Source organism: Kitasatospora gansuensis (genome assembly GCF_014203705.1).
Taxonomy (GTDB): domain Bacteria; phylum Actinomycetota; class Actinomycetes; order Streptomycetales; family Streptomycetaceae; genus Kitasatospora; species Kitasatospora gansuensis.
The window spans coordinates 3,979,344-3,998,017 of sequence record NZ_JACHJR010000001.1 but is presented as its reverse complement, the minus strand read 5'-3'; the positions used below and the strand labels follow the sequence as shown (position 1 = coordinate 3,998,017).

The following is an 18,674-nucleotide window of genomic DNA, read 5'->3' as shown; positions in this document are numbered from 1 at the left end:
CTTCAGAGCTTCTGCGGAGCATATAAAGGCAACATTGCGGAGTCACGGGCCGGGCTGCCGTTCGGACGGGCAGCCTCCGGATCAGTCCTCGAAGATCTCCTCGAAGGCTTCCTCGACGACCTCGTCCATGATCTCCTCCAGCACCAGTCCGCCGACCACACCCACCGCCGCACCGGCCAGCAGCGCACCGCCGGAACCGTGCCCGTGCGAGCCGTGTCCGTGCCCGCCGTGCGCCAGCGCCTGCTGGATCCAGCCGTCCACCACGGCGGTCAGGTCCTGCCCGGCCGAGCTGCGGTCGAGGACGTGATGGTTGATCACATCGCTGCTGCGGCGGTCGAGTTCGAGCACCACCTCGACCCGGTCCGCGGCGGCCAGGAAGGTCAGCTCCAGGGCCTTGAACAGGTGCGCGTACTGCGGCCCGGCCAGGTACTCGATCTCCTGGTAGAACGGCAGACTCTGCCCGGTGCCCCGGATGTGGCCGGACTCCAGGTCGGCGCTGTGGAAGCGGAAGCCGAGCGCCGCGAAGGCCTCCAGCACCTGGCGCTGGAGCGGCAGCGGCTCGACCCCGAGCGGGTCGACGTCGCCCTTGTCCCGGGCCCCGCTGATCTCCACCTCGGTCCGGACGCCGAGCGACATGCCGTGCAGGTGCTGCCCGGCCACCGAGGTCACCGGGGTCTCGTACGGCGCCGGGACGGCGAACGGGACCGAGCACCGCTCACCGGCGGCCAGGATCAGCGGCGGGCTGACCGAGTACCGGGCGAACGAGGCCAGACCGTCGCTCTCCCCCTCCGAGTGCTCGATCTCCACCCGGGCCACCAGGGTCAGCGTGATGCCGGAGATCTTCGCCTCCTGGGTGCCGCCGACCAGGTTGACCTGCCCCTGGATCAGCCCGCCGGGCTGCACCGACGGGGTGGCCAGCACGGTGTCGACGGTGGGGCCACCCACGCCGAACGCACCGAGCAGCTTCTTGAACACCATGGGGCGGTACTCCAACTCCGGAAAAGGGAACGGCGAACGGAGAAACGCAGGTTTCGGCCCCGCGGTTCCCGGTGGCCATGACATCGCAGACCCGGACATCCGACCCAGTTGTAGGATGACCGGGCAAGCAGTTGTAGGATGACTGCTGTCCACCGCGAGAGGAGCCCCCGATGAGCAGCGACGGACTGCAGGCCGCCGGGCGACGCTCCCTGGTGGACGAGACGATCGAGCAGCTGCGGGAGCAGCTGAGCGCCGGCAGCTGGCCGGTCGGCGGGAAGATCCCGACCGAGCACGAGCTGGCCGAGCGGCTCGGGGTGGGGCGCAACACCGTCCGGGAGGCGATCCGGGTGCTGGCGCACGCGGGGATGCTGGTCTCCCGGCAGGGCGAGGGCACCTTCGTCCGGAGCACCAGCGACCCGGCCTCGGTGCTGCGCGGTGTGCAGCGCTCGGGCGTCCGGGACGTCCTGGAGGTGCGGGCCGCGCTGGAGACCGAGGCGGCCCGGCTGGCCGCGCTCCGGCACACCCCCGAGGACATCGCCCGGATGCGGGCCGCACTGGCCCGGGAGGCCGAGATCATCGCCACCGAGCCCGAGCGGACCGGCCGGGAGGCCACCGTCGAGCACGACCTGGAGTTCCACACCGCCGTGGTGGAGGCCGCGCACAACCCCGCGCTGACCGAGGTGTACCGCTACTTCGGCGCCTCGGTGCGCGAGTCGATGAAGGCCTCGTTCGGTGACCACGAGATGCCCGAGGTGGTGGTGGCCACCCACCAGGCCCTGGTCGACGCGATCGAGAGCGGCGACCCGGAGCTGGCCGAGGCGGCCTGCCGGTCCCTGCTGGCCGAGCCGATCGGCGCCGTCGAGCAGCTGCTCGCCGCCATCGCCGCGCGGAAGTGACGACGGGACAGTTCCCGTCGGTCCCTTCATCGTTCATTCCTGCCCGGAGAGAAAACAGCACCATGTCGGTCACCCAGGCCCAGCCGGCCGTCGCCACCACGGTCCGTACCCGCACCAAGCTCGCGCACCCCGCTCTGCTGCTGTTCGGCATCGTGCTGGTCGCCCTCAACATGCGGGCCTCGCTGGCCGCCATCTCCCCGCTGCTCGGCGAGATCCAGCGCACCTTCGGCCTGTCCGCCACCGCGAGCGGCCTGATCACCACCGTGCCGGTGCTGTTCCAGGGTCTCGGCGCCCCGCTGACGCCCCGGCTGACCCGGCGGTTCGGCGCGGAGAAGGTGGTCCTGGGCGCGGTACTCACGCTCGGCGCGGGCATCCTGCTCCGGGTGTTGCCCAACTCCTTCGCGCTGTACGCCGGTTGCGTGGTGATCGGGATCGCCATCGCGGTGCTGAACGTCTCGATGCCGGGCCTGGTCAAGCGCGAGTTCCCCGGCCGGGCGGCCGCCATGACCGGCGTCTACTCCACCTCGATGCTGATCGGCGCGACGCTCGCGGCGGCCGTCTCGGTGCCACTGGAGAAGGTGTTCGGCGGCGGCTGGGAGGGCTCGCTCGGCGCCTGGTCGCTGCTCGCGCTGGTGGCGGCCCTGGCGTGGCTGCCGCAGGTGCTGAGGTCCCGTCAGGAGCGGGCGGCGGTCGCGGCGGCTCCGGCCGGACGACCGATCGAGGGGATCTGGCGGAACGGTCTCGCGTGGCAGGTGAGTGCCTTCATGGGCATCTCCTCGCTGATGGTCTACACGCTGATCGCCTGGCTGCCCACCATCCTGGTCGACCACGGCATGGCCAGGGGCGAGGCCGGTCTGGTCTTCGCGTTCAGCAACCTGGTGCAGGTGGCCGGCGCCTTCCTGGTCCCGCTGATCGCCGGCCGGATGACCCGTCAGCGCGGCCTCGCCGTCTCGATGGCCGCCCTGAACGCCACCGGCGTGGTGATCCTGCTGCTGGCGCCGGTCTCCGGCGCCTGGGTCTCCGCCACCGTGCTCGGCCTCGCCCAGGGCGGTTCGCTCGGGCTCGCGCTGGCCTTCCTGGTGCTGCGAACCGACTCCGCGCTCGGCGCCGCCCAGCTCGGCGGGATGTCCCAGGCGGTCGGCTACCTGGTCGCCGCGGCCGGGCCGGTCGGCGCGGGGGCGTTGCACCAGCTCACCGGGGGGTGGGAGCTGCCGTTGGCGCTGCTGCTGGTGATGGCCGCGATGGCCGCCGCCGCGGGCTGGGGGGCGGGGCGCAACCGCGTCCTGCGCTAGCGCTCCGGGCTCAGCCACCAGGGGCTCGGGGAACTGCGACGGTTCGTGACTGGCGGGCATCACTGCGAAAGTGCCTGACCACACACGCACGTTGAACGCTCCTGAGGTCGGCGCCGCCGTTCCCCGGGCCCCTGAGTGGTGCCACTTATTCGTCGGAAGAGAGTGTCAGCCCCGCGAGTTTGACCGTGGCGAGGGCGGTGGCGGCGATCGCGACGATGATCAGGAGCGGTACGGCGACGCCGAGCGAGACCGGGGCGACGATGGCGCCGTCGGCCGCGACCGTCTTGGCGAGGCTGAGGCCCCACTGCTGGATGCTCAGGGTGCGGGCGCCCTCGACGAAGTTGCCGAACAGGCTCTCCCAGACCAGGGCGTACGCCAGGCCGACCACCACCGCGTTCCGGGTGACCACGCCGAGCAGCAGGAAGACCGCGCTGTACGCGGCCCCGGCGACCAGCGTGCCCACCGTGTAGGCGACGGCCAGGTTGTCCTGGGTGCCGACCAGGACGAGGCCGGCCAGCAGGGTGGGGACGGCGGCGAACAGCCAGGTGGTGCCGACCGCGACCGCGAGCTTGGTGGTGATGATCTTCCACCGGGGCAGCGGCTTGGCCAGCAGGTAGACGATCGAGCCGTCGTCGATCTCGGTGGCGATCACGCCCGTCCCGATCACCAGGCCGAGGATCGGCACCAGGGTGCCGAGCGAGAGCCGGCCGAGGATGTCGGTGGCCGCGGACTGCTGGTCGAGGTACCGGGCGATCAGCGAGACGACCAACAGCAGGACCGGGGCGACCAGCAGCAGGATGCCGCGGCGGCGGCCCAGCAGGCCGCGTACGGTCAGCCTGGCGACGGTCAGGTTCACGGGGTCAGCCTTTCGGAGCGACGGGCGTCAGGAGGAGACGAGGTAGGAGAAGACGCTCTCCAGCGACTCGTCGGCCGGCGAGACGGTGTAGAGCCGGATGCCGGCTTCCTTGGCGACCTTCGGCAGCAGTGCGGTGAACTGCGGGAAGTTGATCGCCTGAACCTGCAGCGCCTTCTCGTGCCAGTCGAGTTCGATACCGGCGGTGGAGCTGTCCGCGATCAGCGCGGCGGCCAGCCTGCGGTCGTCGCTGGAGCGGATCAGGTAGCGGTGCGGCCGGTCGGTCATCAGCCGGCGGATCCGGCGGAAGTCACCGGAGGCGGCGTGCCGTCCGGCCACCACCACCTCGATGTGCCGGGCCAGTTGCTCGACCTCCTCGAGGATGTGCGAGGAGAACAGCACGGTGCGGCCGTCGGCGCCGAACTGCCGGAGCAGCTCCATCAGCTGGAGCCGCTGGCGCGGGTCCATGCCGTTGAACGGCTCGTCCAGCAGCAGCACGGCCGGGTCGTGCACCAGCGCGGAGGCCATCTTGACCCGCTGCTTCATGCCCTTGGAGTACGTCCCGGTCCTCCGGTCCTGCGCGTACTTCATCTCGACCAGGCCGATGGCCCGTTCGGCGGCGGCGCCCGGGTCGGCCAGGCCGTGCAGCTCGGCGTTGGCCAGCACGAACTCCCAGCCCGTCAGGTAGTCGTACATCGACTCCCGCTCGGGCACCAGGCCGATCTGCCGGTACACCTGCTGGTTGCGCCAGATCGGCGCGCCGTCCAGGGTGACCGTCCCGGAGGACGGGGCCAGGAAGCCGCTCATCATGTGGATCAGGGTGGACTTGCCCGCGCCGTTGGGGCCGAGCAGCCCGGTGACGCCCGGGCCGATCTCCATCGTGACGTCGTTGACGGCGACCACGTTGCCGAACCAGCGGGAGACCTTGTCGATGGTGATGACTGCCATGACGACCTCTCAGATGTTCCGGTAGCGGCGCAGCAGCAGCCAGTACGAGCCGCCGATCAGGACGGCGGTCTCCAGCGCGAAGACGGCGATGCCGAGCCCGCCGGGCGCGTGCATCGAGCCGCCCGTGGTGATCGAGAAGACCTCGTTCACCAGCGCCTGGGAGACGGTGCTCGGCGAGAGCACGGCCGCCCAGTTGGCGGACTCCGGGGCGGGGCCGACGCCGCTGCCGAGGCCGTACACGATGCCGGCCAGCAGGCTGCTGACGAACATCACGCCCATGATGGCCGCGACGCCGAAGCCGCGGCGCGGGGTGGCGGCGGCGATCAGCAGGCCGATCGCGGAGTACAGCACCGAGTAGAGCGCCGCGGCGACCAGGCTCTGGCCGAAGTGCGCGGTGTTCTCGCCGAACGGCAGACCGGCCAGCAGTGCGCCCAGGTACAGCACCACCAGCGGCACCGTCATCAGCAGCATCAGCGCGGCGGCCATCGCCAGGAAGCGCGCCTTGACGTAGTCGCCCCGGGTGATCGGCCGGGAGAAGTACAGCGGCACGGTGTTGTGCCGGAGGTCACGGGACATCAGCACCGGGGCCTGCGCGGCCAGGAAGATCAGCACGAACAGGCCCAGCAGCGAGAGCGAGATGTAGTCCGCGTACCCCACCGGCAGCTTGTCCAGCTTCATGATGACCGCGACCGCCACGATGACCAGCGCGGGCACCGCCAGCGCGGCGGCCACCAGCATCGGCAGCACCTTGGACTTGCCGGAGCGGCCCAGGCCGTACGCGGCGCGCAGGCCCTGCACGAAGAGCGACCGGGTGGCGTAGCCGCGGCCGAGGCGGGGGCCCTGGTAGCCGCGGTAGCCGATGTTGTGGATGACCCCGCTGTCGGGCGCGGTGTGGTCAGGAGGCAGCGACATCGGAGGGCCCTCCCGTCTCGGTGGCGAAGATCTCGGCGACCCGGTGGCGGCGCTGCTCCAGCCGAACCAGGCCGAGGCCGAGGTCGGCCACGGTGTCCCGGATGGCGTCGTAGGTGTCGTCGTCCCTGAGCTGGACCAGCATGATCTTGGTGCCGTCGGTACGGACCGACAGCCCCGCGGCGGTGAGCCGGGCCAGCACGGCCGCGTCGGCGTCGAAGGCCGGGTCGTCCGGACGGTCCGTCACCTCGACCGCGATCAGCTGGGTCGCCTCGGTGAACGAGGCGGTGGAGGAGGACCGCAGCAGTCGGCCACCGTCGATCACCACCAGGTGGTCGCAGGTGCGCTCGAGCTCGCCGAGCAGGTGGGTGGTGACCAGCACCGAGATGCCGAAGTCGGTGTAAACCCGGCGGATCAGCGCCAGCATGTCGTCCCGGCCGGCCGGATCGAGGCCGTTGGTCGGCTCGTCGAGCAGTACCAGCTTCGGGTCGTGCACCAGGGCCTGAGCCAGCTTCACCCGCTGCTTCATGCCGGTCGAGTAGCCGCCCATCGGGCGGTACCGCTCCTCGTAGAGGCCGACGTGACGCAGCGTGTCGGCGGTGCGCTCACGGGCGGCGGCGGCCGGCAGGCCGGACATCCGGGCCATGTGCACCACGAACTCGGTCGCCGAGACGTCGGGCGGCAGGCAGTCGTGCTCGGGCATGTAGCCGACCTGCTCGCGGATGGCCGAGCCCTCGGTGGCGATGTCCAGGCCGAGCACCTGGCCCGTCCCCGAGGTCGCCGGGGCCAGCCCGAGCAGGATCTTGATGAGTGTGGACTTGCCCGCCCCGTTGGCGCCCACCAGACCGACCACACCGGGCTGCACCTCTACGGTGAGCCGATCCAGTGCGGTGACCCGGGGGAACTTCTTGGTGAGGCCGTCCGTCTTGATGACAGTGGACACGGTCCCCAACCTAGTGCTCGCCCCGGCCGGGCGACATGAGCTGGGATGACGAGGTCCGGGTAGCCCTGCAGGATGACGCGCGGCGGCCCGACCCCTAGGGGTAGCAGGGGTCGGGCCGCTGACTCACCGTCAGTTCAGCAGGTCGTTCTGCAGGACCGCCACCTGACGGAACGCCTGCGCCGGCACGCCCTTCGGGTTGGTCAGCAGGATCAGCGCGACCACATCGCCGTTCTGCAGGTAGACGGCCCGGCCGACCGGCTCCTTGGCGGCACCGACCGTGGTCTTGGTGAACTCCACCGACAGTCGCGTCAGCGTGGGGTCGAGCTCCGACGTGCCGTGCGACAGGTCGGCCGGCTCCTTGAGGTCACCGCCGCTCATCTTGAGGTGGAACGCCTCCGCCTCACTCGCGGAGCCGAACTTGAGCAGCCAGGTCTCGGCCCGGGTGCCGTCCGCCGCGGTCCAGATCCGGCGGACCGCGCCGCGGCAGGCGTTCTCGTCCAGCAGCTCCTTGATCTTGACCGGGTCCTTGTCGAGCTGGGCGTAGTCCTCGCAGGTCTTCCAGTCCGCCGGGGCGGCGGGCTGACCGGGCGCCGGGGCGGGCGAGACCGTCCCGCCGACCGGAGCGGGGAGCACCAGCAGGCGCAGGTCGGCGTGGTGACGGCGCTTCGCCTCGGTCGCGCCCGGGGAGGGCTTGCCGGACGGGAGCGGAGGCAGCGTCAGGGGCTGGAAGACGTACCGGCCGTCGTTCGGGGTCTCCAGTCCGGGCAGGTCGGTGCGCTCCACCGAGGTCATCGCGAACGCGGCGGCGGTGCCGGTGAGCAGCACCACCAGCGCGGCGGCCGCCCAGCGCACCTTGATCCGCCGACGGGGCCGGCGGGCCTGCTCCTCGGCCGCCGCCTCGGGCGTCAGCGCCCAGGCGTCCAGCTCGACGGGGCCGGTGCCGGGCTCGGGGGCCGGCGGTGCGTCCGGCGCCGCGGTGGGCTCCGGCGCCGCGGTGGGCTCCGGCGCCGCGGTGGGCTCCGGCGGGACGGGGCCGGTGGTCTCGGTCTGATCGGTCATACGGACGCTCCCGGGCGGGCCAGCCGGTCGAGCTGCCGGCTGAAGAGGTTCACGGCCTTGTCCTTGGGCAGCGGGGCGATCCCCTCCACCTCCATCTCGACCCGGAGGTCACCCTCCGCCGCCGAGCAGACCAGGCGGTCGATCTTGTCGCCCGGATCGGCGTCCGGGAGGAAGCAGCTCGCCTGCTCGTGCCCCGGCACCTTCGGCCCGAGCCGGAACAGCCCGGAGTCCGAGGCCAGCACGCTGTTCCAGGCGGCGTCGGCCTTGACCGCGTCCTGGTGGTACTGGAGCAGCCAGACCGTCACCGTGTAGTCGCCGGTCGGCGAGATGTAGGTGCGGACACCGCCGCCCTTCAGCGGGGTGCTCTCCCACTCCTTGCGCAGCGCGTCCTGGAGCTTCTTCGGCAGGCCGCGCACCTGGTCCTCGACCCAGCTCTTGCGCTGGTCCTCGGTCAGGTCGGTGTCGTTGCCGTAGGTGCCCGCGTCGGGCCCCAGCCGGTACTGCTCCGGCATCGGGAGCAGCAGCTCGCGCAGCGAACCGAAGTGCGTGCCATTGGACTTGGCGCCGAACGACGGCGACGCGCTCGCGCCCGGCGCCGTCGAGGGGGTGGCCGCCGCGACCGGCGCGGTGTCCTCGTCCGAGTACTGCGTGCGCAGGATGCCGACGCCGATGCCGACCCCGAGCACGGCGGCCGCCAGTACGGCGGCGCCCGCCCGCAGGGCCGGGTGCAGCGCGCGACGCGGTGCCGGCGGCTGGTCCTCCAGCTGGGCGGGGAGCGGCAGTTGGGGCTGCTGCCCGTCGGCCGGTGGTGTCTCGGTGATGCTCATACCAGTCGCTCCCACTGCCGCTTGGCGACGTCCTTGAGCTCGTCCGCGTTGACCTGTGCGGGCGAGTACACGCTGATCCGCATCACCAGGTCACCGCGCCTTGCCAGGGCCTGTCCGAAGTAGTACTTCTCGGTGCTCTGGGCGTAGTTCCGCGCCTCGTGCGGGGTCATGTAGACCCCACTGGCCGTACCGGGCAACGGAAGTGTCGATCCGCTGAAGCTCCGGTCGACCGCGTTCTGCTGGGCCGAATCCGCCAGGTCGGACTGGTACTGGATCAGCTCCACCCGCCACTTGGTCTCGCCCTTGCGCCAGGTGACGATCGCGTCCCGGCGGAAGCCCTCGCGGAGCAGCCGACGGAAGACGTCGTCGGCCTGGCCGTACGACATCGCCTTCTCGCCCGCGCTGATCCAACCACTGTCGTCGCCACGGCCGTTGTTGTCCCAGACCTCGGCGCCGTCCGGCTTGGCGATCAGCAGCTTGCGCAGGTCACCGTCGATCTGCAGCGGTTTCAGCGTCCCGTCGGCCACCGCCTTCTCGTCCGCCGGAGCGGCCGGGTACCGCGGCGCGGCGACCTGCAGCTCGGGCAGCGGGGTGGCCGGCCGGGCCGACTGGATCGCGTAACCGACCGACCCGCCCAGCAGCGGACCGACCAGCAGCGCGGCCAGCAGCAGCTTCCCGGTGCCCAGCGGGCGGCGCGGGGTGGCGGGCGGCTGCTCCTCGGTGCCCGCCGCGAGCAGTTCGGCCTGGCCGAACTCGCCTTCTTGGGACGGGATCCCAGCGGGCTCGCGCTCGGGCTCGGGGGAAATGTTCGGCTCAGCCACCGGAGTTCAGCCTTTCCCGCTGACGCTTCATCGCTTCCTGGAGCGGCGCCTTGTCGGGCGTGCCCTTCACCAGGACCGTGACCTCGTACTCGACGTCGCCCACCGTGGAGACGCCGACCAGCATTCCGGTCCACGCCTCCTGCTTGGGCTTCATCAGCACGCCCTTCCCCTTGGCGTCGCCGTCGATGTCGAACTCCTGGACGTCCTTGTAGCTGCTGCTGTCCGCGAACCTGCGGGCGTCCGCCGCCGACTTGAAGCGCAACATCCGGACCTCGACCTCCTGCTGCCCGTCGGCGGAGCGGTAGCGACGGGTCGCCCCCTCCTTGTAGCCGAGGTAGTCGAGGGTCTGCTCGGCGGCGGAGTCGCTCTCGAAGTCCTTCTTCACCGCGTCCCGCTCGACCTTGGCCCCGTCGGCGGAGCCGTAGGACTCGGCGCCCGCGGGCATCGGGAGCAGGAAGAACCGCAGGTCGCCACCGTGCGTACTGCCGTCCACCGTGCCGTGCAAGGTGCTGACCGGGGACGGCACCTGAGTGGGCGTCGGGGTCGGCTCGGCGGCGGGCGACGGGGTCGCACTCGGGCTCGGACTCGCGCTCGGGCTGCCGCTCGCCGCAGGTGCGGCGGCGACGGTGTGCGGCTTCCGGTCCGGCTTGCCGATCGCCACCGTGACGGTGGCGCTGGCGGCGGTCACCGCGAGCAGGCCGGTGACCGTCAGCGCGACGAGCACCGCGCGCGGCAGCTTCCGGACCGGCTCGGCCCCGACCTCAGCCTCTGACAGCGGCTCGACCGTCGGCTCGGGTATGGATTCCGGCACCGATTCGGGCGCGATTGTCGGCGCGCTCTCCGGTGCGCTCTCAGGCGCAGACAAGGGACTCCCCCAGAAGGAACGGAACGCGCGCCGCTCCCCCGCCGGGGTGCTGGATTCCGCCCCTGCCAAAGCCGACTGTCACGTGTGTCAGCAGAATTATGAGAGGCCATTGCCCCCACCACCAACACAGTTGTGCCCGACACTCCCCCGCATTGCCGAACCAATCGGACACGTCGTGATCGAACCGCAACGAGCCCGGCCGGGGCCGGCCTGGTCGGCCCCGGCCGGGACGGTTCAGCCCAGCTGCGCGAGGCCCTCGGTGGCGATCCGTTCGAAGACCGCGAGGTCGTTGGCGAAGATCGAGTCCGGCACCGGCCAGTGGATCACCAGCTCCGTGATGCCCAACTCCCGGTAGGTACCGGCCCAGTCGACGAACGCGTCCAGCGAGGCCAGCGGCTTCTCCGCCGTCGAGCCCTGCAGCAGCACCTTCGCCAGCTCGTCCACGTCCCGGCCCTGCGCCTCGCAGGCCGCCGTCAGCTTCGCCAGCTGCGCCGCGATCACCGCGGGCGCCTGCTCCACCGGCACCTCGGCCGGCCCCTTCGGGTCGCCGTACGTCACCCACCCCTGCCCGAACTCGGCCGCCAGCCGCATCCCGCGCGGCCCGGCCGCCGCCACGTAGAACGGCACCCGGGGCCGCTGCACACAGCCAGGGATGTTCCGCGCCTCGACCGCCGAGTAGTACGTCCCCGTCTCGGTGGTGGCGTCCTGGGTGAGCAGCTTGTCCAGCAACGGCAGGAACTCGCCGAACCGGTCCGCCCGCTCCTTCGGCGACCACGCCTCCTGCCCCATCGCCGTCGCGTCGAACCCGATCCCGCCGGCCCCGATCCCGACCGTCACCCGCCCGCCCGAGATGTCGTCCAGCGACACCAACTCCTTGGCCAGCGTGACCGGATGACGGAAGTTCGGCGAGGTGACCAACGTGCCGAGCCGGATCCGCTCGGTCGCGGCGGCCGCCGCCGTCAGCGTCGGAACCGCCCCGAACCACGGCTCGTCCCGGAACGACCGCCAGGAGAGGTGGTCATAGGTGTACGCGGCATGGAAGCCGAGGTCCTCGGCTTGCCGCCAGATCTTCTGCCCCTCGCTCCACCGGTGGATGGGGAGGATCACCGTGCTCAGTCGCATGCTGTCGACCCTAGCCGGACGCACTGGAAACCGGTTGTCGGTGCTCGCACGGCTGCTTGTAGCCTGACCCCGCCAAAGAAGCGATCGTCATACATTTGAAAAATCTGGGGGGTCGGTGCACCACCGCCGTATCGTTGCGACCGCTGCGGCTCTAGCCGCCGGGTTCGCCTTCCTGCCGGGCCAGGCGTATGCCGCCGACCCGGCCCCGAACGCCGTACAGGCTCCCGCCCGGAGCGGGTGGGAGCTTCCCGGCGCCAAGACGTTCACCAGCCCGGCGGGCAACTCGTCCCGGGTGCAGGGCGAGGCCGCGGTCGCCGCCCGGTCCGCCGCCGTGCCGTCCACCGGCCGGACCATCTACGTCGTCACCCGCACCACCTGCACCAGCACCGGGACGGGCACCCAGGCGGCGCCGTTCTGCAGCCTGCAGCGCGGTGTGGACGCGGCCGTCCCCGGCGACACCGTCCAGGTCGACGGGAAGGACGAGGGGGCCAGTCCGCCCAGTGCCATGGAGGCCGTGGTCGTCCGCACCTCCGGCCTGACCCTCCTCGCCGGTACCAATGCACCGCGGATGATGTCGTTCAACGACGCGGCCGGAAAGCCCGCCCTGACCCTCGACGGGGTCAGCGATGTGACGATCAGTCACCTCACCTTCAGCGGGGGCAACGCGCCGGGCCTGCTCATCAAGGGCTCCAGCCGGATCACCCTCGACTCCGATCAGCTCACCGGGTCCGGCGGCAACGCCCTGGCCATCGACGGCACGTCCAGCACGATCACCTTGACCAGGTCGAACGTCGGGATGTCCTGGCCGGTCATCGGCAGTTCGACGATCTCGGTAGCCGCCGGGGCGAAGGACGTCACCCTGGCCGGCAACCTGGTCCAAGGCGCCACCACGGACAACAGCCAGACGCAGTACCAGGCGACCGGCGGCATCGCTGCCACCGGAGTGCAGGGCCTGAACGTCGTCGGCAACACCATCCAGCGTGGCTGCCTCCCGGCCATCGCCGTGGACGGCGCCTCGACCGCCGTGTCGATCCAGAACAACGTGCTGGTCGAGACGGCCGCCGTGGCCGACTGCGACTCCGGTCAGCCCGCCGTGACGGTCTCGGCCGAGTCCGCCCCGGCGACCACCACCGACTACAACGACTTCTACGCCGAGTCCGCCACCGGCGCCGGGCCCTACCGCTGGGCAGGCACCGCGTACCCGACCGTGGCCGCCTTCAAGGCCGCGCAGAGCCAGGGCGCGCACGACACCGTCGAGACAGTCGCGCCGCAGCGGGTCAACGGGAGCATCGCCTACGCCCTGCAGACCGGTTCCGCCGCGATCGGCACCGCCAACCAGTCCGCGCCCGGCGCCCTGACCACCGACTACTTCGGGCACGGGCCGATGACCGACCGGGGCGCGGTCAAGTTCCAGAGCAACAACCCCGGCTTCGCGATGGCGCTGACCGCGAAGAACACCAGCGCGTACGGCGTCTCGCTGGACCTGGACGTGACCACCCTGCCGGTGGCCCAGGACATCTACATCCAGTGGGGCGACGACAGCACCGACGTCCTCAACTTCTACGGCAACAAGCCGGTGAAGACGACAGCCGGCCACGTCTACAAGAAGCTCGGCGACTACACGATCACCGTCACCGACTACGAGAAGACCGGCAACACCATCCGCAACACGGTGAAGGTCTCCACCTTCGGTTCGCAGTACACCGCGTACGGCCCGAAGCGGCTGCTGGACAGCCGGGACGGCACAGGTCTCCCGGCCGCCGGCCGGGTCCCGGCGTCGGGGACGGTCAAGCTCAAGGTCGGCGGTGCCAACGGCATCCCGGCGAACGCGACCGCCGCGGTGCTGAACCTGACCGTGACCGGTCCGGCCGCCGACGGCTACATCACGGCGTACCCGGACGGCGGCCAGCGGCCGACCACCTCGAACGTCAACTACCGGGCCGGGCAGACCGTGCCGAACCTGGTGATGGTGCCGATCGGCGCCAACGGCTACCTCGACCTGTACAACGGCAGCGGGGGCAGCACCGACCTGATCGCCGACATCACCGGCTACTTCACCCCGACGCCCGCGGCCGGCTTCGCCCCGGTCGGCCCGAGCCGGCTGGTCGACACCCGGGAGGGCACCGGCGCCCCGCGCGGCCAGATCCCCGGGCGCGGCTCCATCCCGGTGCAGATCGCCGACGCCGCCCCCGGCCTGCCCACCGGCATCACCGCAGTCGCACTGAACGTCACCGTCACCAACCCGCGCGGGGACGGCTACCTGACCGCCTACCCGAGCGGGCAGGACATGCCCACCGCGTCCAACCTGAACTTCACCGCCGGACAGACCATCGCCAACTCGGTCGTCGTCCCGGTCGGCGCGGACGGCAAGATCCGGGTGTTCAACGGCACCGGGGCCGGGGTCGACGTGATCATCGACGTGGTCGGTTACTACAGCGCCTACCAGTTGGGTGCGTTCATCCCGGTCGACCCGGAGCGGCTGCTCGACACCCGTGACCCGGCGACCTGGGGCGGCGGCCCGCTGAAGGGCGGCTACTACGCCTACCTGCCGATGACCAAGCGCCTCGACATCCCGGCGTTCGTCTTCAACGCCACCGTCACCAACACCGGCGCCGACGGCTACCTGTCCGTGGCCTCCGACCCGAACACCCTCGCCGACTACCAGAGCGGGTACCCGTCTCCGGTGTACGTGCCGAGCACCTCGTCGCTGAACTGGCGGCGCGGCAGCACCGTGCCGAACCTGGTCCAGGTCACGCCGGGCCGGGGCGTCATCGACTTCTTCAACCAGAGCTCCGGCAACATCGACCTGGTCGTCGACATCTTCGGCTACTACCAGAACGGCTGACGCCCACTCAGCCCGCATTCCGGTCGGTGACCGACGCGGAACAGGGATGACGCAGAGAGGTGCCTTGCTTCCGGCCCGCCGGAAGCAAGGCACCTCTCTCGCGTCCGCCTCCGCCGCACCATCTCCACCGTCAGCGCGGCGACACCACCTTGGCTCGCCGGAGCGGCCAGGCGAGGGTGGCGTGGAAGCGGCGCGGGTCGGGGTAGGAGGACGGGTCGTCGAGCCCGAGCTGGTCGGGCACCCGGGTGGGCTCGTACACGAAGGTGCGGAAGGCGATGTCCCAGACCGCGAGCACCGAGCCGTAGTTGACCCGTTCGCCTGCGCCGTGGTGCCAGCGGTGGGTCTCGGCACCGATCAGCAGGTAGTTGAGCGGCCCGGTGCGGAGGTCGGAGTTGATGTGACTGATCGTCTGCTGAAGGTTCAGCACCACCAGGGCCAGGAAGGCGGCGTCAGGGGTCGCGCCGCTGAACCGGAACACCAGCAGGGAGATCACGAACCGGGAGACCAGCAGGTCGATCGGGTGGAAGACCGGGTGCATGAGGACATACAGCTGGGACGGCGCGTGGTGCACTCCGTGCGCCCGCCACAGCCGGGGGATGGCGTGGGCGGCCCGATGGTAGGCGTACCAGAGCAGGTCGAGGGCCAGCAGGACCACCAGGGCCTGGACGAGGAGCGGGACTTCGGCGAGTGGTCCGAAGCCGCCGTCCGGGACGAATCGGGCGGCGATGAGGGAGACACCCATGGTCGCGACCTGCTCGACCACGAAGGCCAGTCCGATGAACGGCAGGTCGCGGCCGACGAAACTGTCCCGGGTCATCCGCCAGCGGTCCAGCAGCGGGTTGACCCGCTCGACGGTGAAGGCGACCACGATGGTGCCGACCGTCAGCAGCGCGAGGGCGGCGTCCCGCGAGATCGGCAGGCGGTGGGTGACGGCTGCCCAGACGACGACGGCCGTGGCCGTGGCCAGCAGGGGGTAGGTACCGTAGGTCAGACCCGGCCGTGCCGGTGTGTCGAGTTCCATGCCGCCAACTTCGCAGTTGACCCGAGAGGCGTGCTTTCCCGTGGGCGTACCGCTTTTGCCTTCTCGCGCATCCCGGGACGACGACCACGGCAGCCCGAGCAGCACCGACCTGCTGGAGGCGGAGTTGCGGGCCTACGCCCTCGCGCGGGACGTGGCGCTGCCGGACCTCCGGGAGGCCGGAGCGCAGGGCGACTGGCTGGAACCGCACTGGGACGCGCTGCGCCTGGCCGGTTCGGCGCACCCCGGATTGGCGTTCGCCGCGTCGGCCGAGACCACCGCGCTCGGCGGGGTCCTGGCGCCGATCCTCGCCAACAGTCCCGACATCGCCTCGGTGCTGGACAGCCTGGAGCGCTTCCACCCCCTGATCGGCCGCAACGAGCTGGTCGTACGGCGGCGCCCCGCCGGCAGCGGGCCCGCCACGGTGTCGGTGAGCCTGCGGGCCCTGGACGGCGCTGCGGCACATCCGGACACCGTGGACGCCTGCTTCGCCATGCTGTGCCGCACCGTTCGCCGGCTCGCCGGGGAGGGCGCGGGCCCGGACCGGGTACTGCTGCGGCGGCCCGGACCCGCGCGGCCGGAGCCGTACCACCACGCGCTCGGCCCGGTGGCGTTCGGGCAGCCGTCGGACGCCTGCGTGTTCGGACCGGCCGCGCTGGGCGCTCGGGTACGGCAGGCCGATCCGGTGGTGCTGGCGATGCTCGCCCCGTACGCGCAGCGGCAGCTCGCGCTGAACCGGACACCGTGGTCGGCAGCGGTCCGGGCGAGTCTGCACGAGGGTGTGGGGTCGGCCCACCCGCCTCGGCTGGCGGAGGTGGCGCGGACGATGGCGGTCGGCCGCCGGACACTCCAGTTGCGGCTCCAGGAGGAGGGGTGCTCGTTCTCGACCCTGGTGGAGGCCGTGCAACGGGACCGTGCGCTGGCCCTGCTGGCCGAGCCCGAGCCGACCGGGCTGCCGGTGACCGCCATCGCGCCACGGGTGGGCTTCGCCACCCCGGCCGCCTTCACCCGCGCCGTGCGGAGATGGACGGGCCTGACCCCCTCGGCCTACCGGCGCGCCGCCAACGAGGACCACTAGGGGTCCGGCCGGATGGCCGGGCCCTTCGTCGTTGCTACGACCGCTTCGGGGACTGGCGGTAGCCGGGGTGCACGCCCGGGGTCAACTCCTGTTGGGCGGCGATGAGTTCGAGCAGCTGGGTGAGCTGGGCGCGCTGGGCCGGGTCGAGGGCGGCGAGCAGGGTGTCCTCGTGGGTGGCGGCCGAGCGGGAGACCCTGGTGAGGGTGTGCCGGCCCTCGGGGGAGAGGTGCAGTTCGTGGTTGCGGCGGTCCTCGGTGCTGCGGCGGCGTTCGACCAGGCCCTTGGTCTCCAGGTTGTCGATCAGGGCGACGACCCGGCTGGGCACCACGCCCAGGTCGGTGGCCAGCGCGCGCTGACTGCGGCCGGGCCGCCCGGCGATCATGCGCAGCAGTCCGACGTCGGCCGGGGTCAGGCCGAGCTCCGCCACGCGCTCGGCGAACAGCGCGGCGGCGTGCGCGCCGATCTGGGCGAGCAGGAAGGCCGCGCCGCGCGGGCCCGGGGCGCCGGGGCCGGGGCTCTGGTCTGGTTGCCGGGGGCTGCTCACGGGGCTATCGTACGGGACAAGAACGATTCTCTACAGTGAACCATTCATCCAAGAGAACGGACCTGCCGTGCAGTCGACCGACACCCCCACCCGGCGGGAGGCCCAGGGCGGGCCGCCGCCGGGCATCCTCGCCGTGGTCTTCACCGGCCTGTTCATCGCCGGACTCGTGGTCAGCACCCTGCTGGCCGACGGCCACCCCTTCCCCTCCCCGTTCGGCGCCACGGACGGGATCGTGGCGTACTTCCGTGAGCACACCGACGCGATGCGGGTGGCGGGCGCCCTGCAGTTCGCCGCCTCGGTACCGCTGGCGGTGTACGCCGCCACGGTCTCGGCCCGGCTGCACAAGCTGGGCGTCCGCGCCCCCGGCGCGACCATCGCGCTGGCCGGCGGCGGGCTCGCCTCGGCCGCGCTGGCCTGCTCCGGGCTGGTGACCTGGGTGCTGTCCCGGCCCGAGGTGCTGGAACAGCCCGCGCTGGTACGGGCGTTGCAGTTCCTGGCGTTCGGCTTCGGCGGCCCCGGGCATGTGGTGCCGCTCGGGCTGCTGGTCGCCGGGCTCGCCGTACCCGGGCTGCTGGCCGGGCTGCTGCCGCGGCCGCTGGCGATCGCGGGTCTCGCGGTGGCGGCCGTCGCCGAACTGTCCACGCTGGCCCTGCTGTTGGACGGCGCCGCAGTGTTGCTGCCGCTGGCCAGGTTCACCGGGCTGGCCTGGCTGATCGCGGCCGGGTTCCTGCTGCCCCGCCGCCGGGTCCGGAGTCAGGAACGGAGTCGGGAACGGGAGCTGACGTCATGACGGACGGCCGCACGATGACGGACGGTCAGGCCGAGCGGCTGGTGCGGTTCCAGCAGCCGGAGAAGACCCTGCGCTACCTCGGCGAGTTGGACGAATCCCGGCTGGCCGCCCTGTTCGGGCTGGAGCAGGCCGGGTACCGGGAGCTGCTCGCCCGGTTCGACGAGCAGAACAGGCGGACCGCCGCCGAGCTGCTGGCCGACCCCGGCTTCGCCGCGCGGGTGGCCCGACTGCCGTTCGCACCCGGGCAGCACGTGGTCGCCGTCGGCGAGAGCACCACCGCCGACCGGCTCTCCTGGTTCGAGATCCTGCGCCACCTGTTGCCGGACGGCGTCCGGTTCAGCAACCTCGCCGTCTCGGGCAGCACCGGCGTCCAGGCGCTGGCCCAGCTGCCGCTGCTCGGCTTCCAGCGCCCCGACTGGGTGCTCTGCATGCTCGGCGCCAACGACGCCCAGCGGATCGACGGTGTCCCCCTGGTCGGCGCGGCCGAGACCCGGCGCAGCCTGGCCGCCCTGTGCGAGCTGACCGTCCGGCGGACGGCGGCCCGGTGGGTCTGGCTCACCCCGACCGGCGTGGACCCGGAGCGGGTCGCCGCCTATCCGCACTTCCGGCGGGCCGGCCTCAGCTGGTCCGAGGAGGACATCGACGGCACCGCCGGCTTCCTGCTCGGCCGCCCCGAACCGGTCGTCGACACCCGGGCGGCCGGGCGCGGGCACCTGTCGGAGGACGGCGTGCACCTCACCCCGGACGGGCAGCGGGCCGTCGCGGTCGCGCTGGTCGACGCGCTGGCCGAACGCACCTGGTGACCTGCGGTACCGGCCGCGGGAGCGGGGGCAGGGCGCGTGCCGTCGGGGTGAGTGGGTAGCCTGTCGGGTCGTCAGTGACGCGC

At 71.9% G+C, this 18,674-nt stretch carries 18 protein-coding genes; 6 read left to right on the top strand and 12 right to left on the bottom strand.

Annotated features, from left to right (window positions below):
- Positions 1-81: 81 nt before the first annotated feature.
- A complete protein-coding gene (locus F4556_RS17590) occupies positions 82-978 on the bottom strand; it encodes a sporulation protein (RefSeq protein WP_184916767.1) in 897 nt (298 codons plus the stop codon).
- Between the two features lie 170 nt (positions 979-1,148).
- On the opposite strand from F4556_RS17590, the gene F4556_RS17585 reads away from it, so the two are divergent.
- The gene (locus tag F4556_RS17585) at positions 1,149-1,874 is read left to right on the top strand and encodes a FadR/GntR family transcriptional regulator (protein ID WP_184916763.1); all 726 of its coding nucleotides are present in this window, start codon (positions 1,149-1,151) and stop codon (positions 1,872-1,874) included.
- A 62-nt stretch (positions 1,875-1,936) separates the two neighbouring features.
- Entirely contained in the window at positions 1,937-3,166 is a 1,230-nt protein-coding gene (locus F4556_RS17580) for a CynX/NimT family MFS transporter (protein ID WP_184916760.1), read from the top strand.
- Positions 3,167-3,311: 145 nt separating this feature from the next.
- Here the strand turns inward: F4556_RS17580 and F4556_RS17575 are convergent, their stop codons facing one another.
- The 9 genes from F4556_RS17575 to F4556_RS17535 all read right to left on the bottom strand — a co-directional run bounded on the left by F4556_RS17575 (position 3,312) and on the right by F4556_RS17535 (position 11,513).
- A complete protein-coding gene (locus F4556_RS17575) occupies positions 3,312-4,022 on the bottom strand; it encodes an ABC transporter permease (protein ID WP_184916757.1) in 711 nt (236 codons plus the stop codon).
- A gap of 27 nt (positions 4,023-4,049) precedes the next feature.
- The gene (locus tag F4556_RS17570) at positions 4,050-4,967 is read right to left on the bottom strand and encodes an ABC transporter ATP-binding protein (RefSeq protein ID WP_184916754.1); all 918 of its coding nucleotides are present in this window, start codon (positions 4,965-4,967) and stop codon (positions 4,050-4,052) included.
- A 9-nt stretch (positions 4,968-4,976) separates the two neighbouring features.
- Positions 4,977-5,879: an ABC transporter permease gene (locus F4556_RS17565; protein ID WP_184916751.1), complete on the bottom strand. Its 903-nt coding sequence runs from the start codon at positions 5,877-5,879 to the stop codon at positions 4,977-4,979.
- Entirely contained in the window at positions 5,863-6,819 is a 957-nt protein-coding gene (locus F4556_RS17560) for an ABC transporter ATP-binding protein (protein ID WP_184916748.1), read from the bottom strand. The genes F4556_RS17565 and F4556_RS17560 overlap by 17 nt, the downstream gene beginning before the upstream one ends.
- Positions 6,820-6,948: 129 nt before the next feature.
- Positions 6,949-7,878, bottom strand: a complete 930-nt coding sequence (locus F4556_RS17555) for a hypothetical protein (protein WP_184916745.1) — start codon at positions 7,876-7,878, stop codon at positions 6,949-6,951.
- Positions 7,875-8,705 carry a hypothetical protein gene (locus tag F4556_RS17550; RefSeq protein ID WP_184916742.1) on the bottom strand — a complete coding sequence of 277 codons (831 nt, stop codon included), beginning with the start codon at positions 8,703-8,705 and terminating at the stop codon, positions 7,875-7,877. Before F4556_RS17550 ends, F4556_RS17555 begins: the two co-directional genes overlap by 4 nt.
- Positions 8,702-9,526, bottom strand: coding sequence for a hypothetical protein (locus F4556_RS17545; protein ID WP_184916739.1), 825 nt, complete (start codon positions 9,524-9,526; stop codon positions 8,702-8,704). Before F4556_RS17545 ends, F4556_RS17550 begins: the two co-directional genes overlap by 4 nt.
- Positions 9,519-10,337 carry a hypothetical protein gene (locus F4556_RS17540; RefSeq protein WP_184916735.1) on the bottom strand — a complete coding sequence of 273 codons (819 nt, stop codon included), beginning with the start codon at positions 10,335-10,337 and terminating at the stop codon, positions 9,519-9,521. The genes F4556_RS17545 and F4556_RS17540 overlap by 8 nt, the downstream gene beginning before the upstream one ends.
- A gap of 288 nt (positions 10,338-10,625) precedes the next feature.
- Positions 10,626-11,513: an LLM class flavin-dependent oxidoreductase gene (locus F4556_RS17535; RefSeq protein ID WP_184916732.1), complete on the bottom strand. Its 888-nt coding sequence runs from the start codon at positions 11,511-11,513 to the stop codon at positions 10,626-10,628.
- 115 nt (positions 11,514-11,628) lie between these two features.
- On the opposite strand from F4556_RS17535, the gene F4556_RS17530 reads away from it, so the two are divergent.
- Positions 11,629-14,358 (top strand): right-handed parallel beta-helix repeat-containing protein, encoded by a 2,730-nt coding sequence (locus F4556_RS17530; protein ID WP_184916729.1) that lies wholly within the window; start codon positions 11,629-11,631, stop codon positions 14,356-14,358.
- 130 nt (positions 14,359-14,488) lie between these two features.
- Here the strand turns inward: F4556_RS17530 and F4556_RS17525 are convergent, their stop codons facing one another.
- Complete coding sequence (locus F4556_RS17525) at positions 14,489-15,379, bottom strand: sterol desaturase family protein (RefSeq protein ID WP_184916726.1); 891 nt, start codon at positions 15,377-15,379, stop codon at positions 14,489-14,491.
- 55 nt (positions 15,380-15,434) lie between these two features.
- Here F4556_RS17525 and F4556_RS17520 point away from each other — a divergent pair, with 55 nt between their 5' ends.
- Complete coding sequence (locus F4556_RS17520) at positions 15,435-16,454, top strand: AraC family transcriptional regulator (RefSeq protein WP_184916722.1); 1,020 nt, start codon at positions 15,435-15,437, stop codon at positions 16,452-16,454.
- A gap of 34 nt (positions 16,455-16,488) precedes the next feature.
- On the opposite strand, the gene F4556_RS17515 is transcribed toward F4556_RS17520, so the two are convergent.
- Positions 16,489-16,998: a MarR family winged helix-turn-helix transcriptional regulator gene (locus tag F4556_RS17515; RefSeq protein WP_184916719.1), complete on the bottom strand. Its 510-nt coding sequence runs from the start codon at positions 16,996-16,998 to the stop codon at positions 16,489-16,491.
- Between the two features lie 67 nt (positions 16,999-17,065).
- Between F4556_RS17515 and F4556_RS17510 the strand changes: the two genes are divergently transcribed.
- Positions 17,066-17,788: a hypothetical protein gene (locus tag F4556_RS17510; RefSeq protein ID WP_313068342.1), complete on the top strand. Its 723-nt coding sequence runs from the start codon at positions 17,066-17,068 to the stop codon at positions 17,786-17,788.
- Positions 17,785-18,591: an SGNH/GDSL hydrolase family protein gene (locus F4556_RS17505; protein WP_184916716.1), complete on the top strand. Its 807-nt coding sequence runs from the start codon at positions 17,785-17,787 to the stop codon at positions 18,589-18,591. The genes F4556_RS17510 and F4556_RS17505 overlap by 4 nt, the downstream gene beginning before the upstream one ends.
- The last annotated feature ends 83 nt before the right edge of the window (positions 18,592-18,674 follow it).